At 39.4% G+C, this 3,975-nt stretch carries 3 protein-coding genes; all 3 read right to left on the bottom strand.

The window, feature by feature from the left end; genetic code table 11:
- Nucleotides 1–185: 185 nt before the first annotated feature.
- From KKH91_01875 to KKH91_01885, 3 genes are read right to left on the bottom strand one after another with little or no spacing between them, the layout of a single operon-like run.
- Complete coding sequence (locus tag KKH91_01875; protein MBU0951565.1) at nucleotides 186–2,387, bottom strand: bifunctional alpha,alpha-trehalose-phosphate synthase (UDP-forming)/trehalose-phosphatase; 2,202 nt, start codon at nucleotides 2,385–2,387, stop codon at nucleotides 186–188.
- 18 nt (nucleotides 2,388–2,405) lie between these two features.
- Nucleotides 2,406–3,467: a DUF1646 domain-containing protein gene (locus tag KKH91_01880; GenBank protein MBU0951566.1), complete on the bottom strand. Its 1,062-nt coding sequence runs from the start codon at nucleotides 3,465–3,467 to the stop codon at nucleotides 2,406–2,408.
- Nucleotides 3,468–3,491: 24 nt separating this feature from the next.
- The gene (locus KKH91_01885; protein ID MBU0951567.1) at nucleotides 3,492–3,635 is read right to left on the bottom strand and encodes a hypothetical protein; all 144 of its coding nucleotides are present in this window, start codon (nucleotides 3,633–3,635) and stop codon (nucleotides 3,492–3,494) included.
- Between the last annotated feature and the right edge of the window lie 340 nt (nucleotides 3,636–3,975).

The following is a 3,975-nucleotide window of genomic DNA, read 5'->3' on the forward strand; positions in this document are numbered from 1 at the left end:
TCCACCCTCTTGGAAATAAATATATCTTGCTGGCTATAAATAAATTGTAGGCCAGTATTCCTATGCCAAACCAGACAGCATTGGCGGCAAGTTCTCCACAGGGCATATAATCCAGATTAAACCCGCTTTTTAGCTCTTTATCCGGATAACTTGGATAAAAGATAAATTCAAGGAAAGAGTAGGCACTACTTTATTAAGTCTTCGATAAGTTTTCTTGCTTCTTTGTAATCTCTTATATTGTATTTAGCATGTGATGAAGTAATTCCAACCTTGAAAGAATAGGCGTTATCCGGCAGGCTTTTGAAAAGGTCTTCATCGGTCCAGTCATCCCCAAGCGCCATGATGAAGCTGTAGTTGTTTTTTGAAAGGAAGTAATTTGCCGCAATACCCTTATTGATACCCGAATTCCTGACTTCGATTACCTTGTTGCCCTGCAATACCTGGACATCAATGTTGGCGGTAAAGGAAATCAGGTCGTCCATTAATTCCTTGGCTCTTATCGAAGCCAGTTCAGGGTCAGACCTGCGGTAATGCCATACTACAGAAAATTCTTTTTCTTCGACAAAAGACCCGGGCAACCTATCGGAATAAGTCTTCAAGATGGGAATGATTTTTGGTTTCCAGTCCGAATTCATGGGTTTTAACAGCTGCCAATCATTGCCGTTATCCTTTATCCAGACGCCATGCTCGGAAACCATGTCCACGCTGGTATTACCAAGCCAATTCTGTAGGGTTTGCTTGTCCCTTCCGCTTACAATAACAACTTTTGTGTTCGGGGATTGCGAAAATGATTTGAGTAATCTCAGGATTTCTTCATCAGGGTAAGCATTTTCCGGCAGACCGGCAAACGGCACCAGTGTCCCGTCATAATCCATAAAAACAATCCTGGAATCAGCCTCCTTGAAGCTTTTAACAAGCTGTTTTTTGTCTGAAGAATTCAAAAGCCTGGCGTTGAATTTCTTTTTATATTCATTCATTTCCGTCAATTCCTGCGTAAAATCGTTTGCCCAGCGGATAACATCATATTCCTTGAGCCTTTTCTGCATAACACTGTTACGTAACTTTTGTTGTTCAACAGGCATTTCAAGCGCCTCTTTAAGGGCGTCAGCGATTTCTTCTTTATGATTGGGATTAATGACTATAGCTTCGCCGAGTTCTTTCGCGGCGCCTGCCATTTCGCTTAAAATTAATACGCCGGTCTTATCCGTAAGCGCTGCGATGTATTCCTTGGCAACCAGGTTCATGCCGTCCCTCAGCGGGGTGATCATGGCTACGTCACAGGAGGAATACAGGGCGACCAGGGGCTGAAGCGGCAGATATTTATACTGGTAATGCACGGGCGTCCAGTCAAGACTGCCGAACTTGCCGTTGATTTTACCTACATAGGCGTCGAGTTTGGCTTTCATTTTCTGGTAATTGTCTATCCCTATGCGTGAAGGTACTACTACCAGCAGCATCAAAACTTTTTTGTGCCACTGGGGGTTGTTTTCTAGGAACAATTCATAACCTTCAAGCCTGTTCAATATCCCCTTGGTATAATCAAGGCGGTCAACCGAAAGAATGGTTTTCAGGCCGGCGAACGTAGTTTTTAGTTTTTCTTTCTCCTGCTGAACTTCCGGCAGGTTTGCTGTGTCGTGGTATTTTTGGTAATGGATTCCCATGGGAAAAGTATCCGCTTTCAATATCCTGTTGTCGGTGGTAATGTTGCCCATGTTGTGATCAAATCCCAGCAGGCGCAGGGTGCATTTAAGGAAATTCTGCGTATAATCATGGGTGTGGAAACCGAGCAAGTCGGCGCCGATAAGCCCTTTAAGTATTTCCAAACGCCATTTTTTCGGAAGCAGGCGGAATATTTCTATAGGAGGGAAGGGTATATGAAGAAAAAAGCCCACCGGGGTATCGGGCAGTTTTTCCTTAAGTAATTTCGGCAGGAGCATCAGGTGGTAATCGTGGACCCAAATCAGATCGTCGGGTTTTACGATTTTTACTATTGCTTCGCAAAACTGTTCGTTTACTTTTTTATAATAATTCCAGGAGGTTTCATTGTAGCTGGTATAAACGGGGAAACAATGGAATAAAGGCCAGATGGTTTTATTGCAGAACCCATTGTAAAAAAAATCCATGGATTTTTCATCGATAAATACCGGCGAGGCATTAAATTCGGAGAGGGCTTTTTTTTTCAGCTCATTTTCCAATTTCGGGCTTATCTCACTGCCCGGCCAGCCAACCCAGATATGTTCCTGTTTTGTAAAAGAAGAGCTTTTCAGCGAATCAAGGTACGCGCTTATGCCGGTAACCAGGCCTCCGGTACTTTCCCTGAAGCTTATTTTACCGCCTGTTTCTTCAACGCTGAAAGGCAATCTGTTTGAAACTATTAATAATCTCATAGACAAATTATACCTTATTTATAAGATAATGAAAATTGTCACAAAGTAAACAACCATTGCAACAAATCCTATGGGCAATCCAACTTTTGCCCATTCTTTCGAGGTAATATTGAGCTTATTTGCACAAATTATATTTGGGATATTCCCAGGTATAAGCATCCCGCCTGAAATTAGCAAACCCATAAGTATCGCACGTATCTGAACAAGAGACATGTTTGGTGATATTTCAGCAGCTGTCAGCGTTGCATTATCAAGCACTGCGGAAATCATGTTAATCCAGTATAATATTGCGGGGTTTAATTTTACTATGAATGTGTCTATTATTGGCTGAAACCCCTTCCCAAGTAAAACAAGTGCCACAATAAAACAATATACTTTCAATGTCCTAACAATTATGTCATATACATTTTCGAGTTTGTCTTCAACAAGCCCATGTTTGCCACGAATTGGTTTATCACACAGAATTATACCCAATATTCCAAATCCCATTACACCTGGTATTATCAACCACCATAACTGATTAAATAGAAAGAAAAAACCTGCATTATATGGGACAGAGCTTAGTTTTGCTACCGCAATAGTAGATAGTGGTTCACCCACAGGTGTAAGTGCCGCGCCTAATCCTATAGAAAAACAGGTTATAACAACCAATTTTATTTCTGTTTTTTTGTCCAATTTCAGCTCTGATATAACCTGGGCTAAAATCAGGCTTGATATTATGGCAGTTATTACGCTAGAAAACAGTCCTAAAACGATTATTAAAAGGAATATAAATAATTTCAAACCAAATATTTCAACTAATTTGTTTATACTATGTCCTATCTTTTTGTTTATTGAACGAAACACTAAACCGCTCAGAAATACTACTTCTACAATAGGGTGTTTAAGACTAATGGGGGACGTTATAGCTTCAATTAGGAGATCTCTACTCCACAAACATGTTACTGAAACACTTAAAACACCCATTACCAATAAGAATATTTCCAAATTATGTTCGATAGATTTAAATATAAATGGCAGAATTAATACTGCCAGCAATATAAAAACTAACCCTAAAATAGTAGGTACGGGTATGCTCATATAATTACCGAGAAATAACAAAAATTACTTCTTGTTCTCTAATTCCTTTTTTTGTTTTTCCTTTTCCATTTTTTCATTCTTTTTACCGTTAATTACAACATAGACAATAAACCCAAAAAATATTGCCATGAAAATAAAAACTGGCCAGTCCTGAGCGGGGTTCCACATAAACACTACCTCCTTATAAAATAAAAATACCGCAACCCTATTAACCTTTGATTTGAAAATCAAAAATTAATAGAATAGCGGCCCGACTATTCAAAATCCTCCTGGATTATAATCCCAGGACCCCAATTGTTATTTAATTTGTAATAACCTTTAGTAGATTGTACTACTTTTAAAAAAGGTTTTCAAGTTCGGGTTCGCGGCCCAAGAACCGATATTGATTTTGGATCTTCTCCAAATCAGCAATTTCTTCTGAAAAAAAATGTTAAAATACCATTACATAGTTCAAACCTGGGAGGAATTTTGTCTTACTTCACCAAATTTCCGGGTAGTTAACCGCAAA

The sequence above is a fragment of the Elusimicrobiota bacterium genome, assembly GCA_018816525.1.
In the GTDB taxonomy this organism is placed as follows: Bacteria; Elusimicrobiota; Endomicrobiia; order CG1-02-37-114; family XYA2-FULL-39-19; genus OXYB2-FULL-48-7.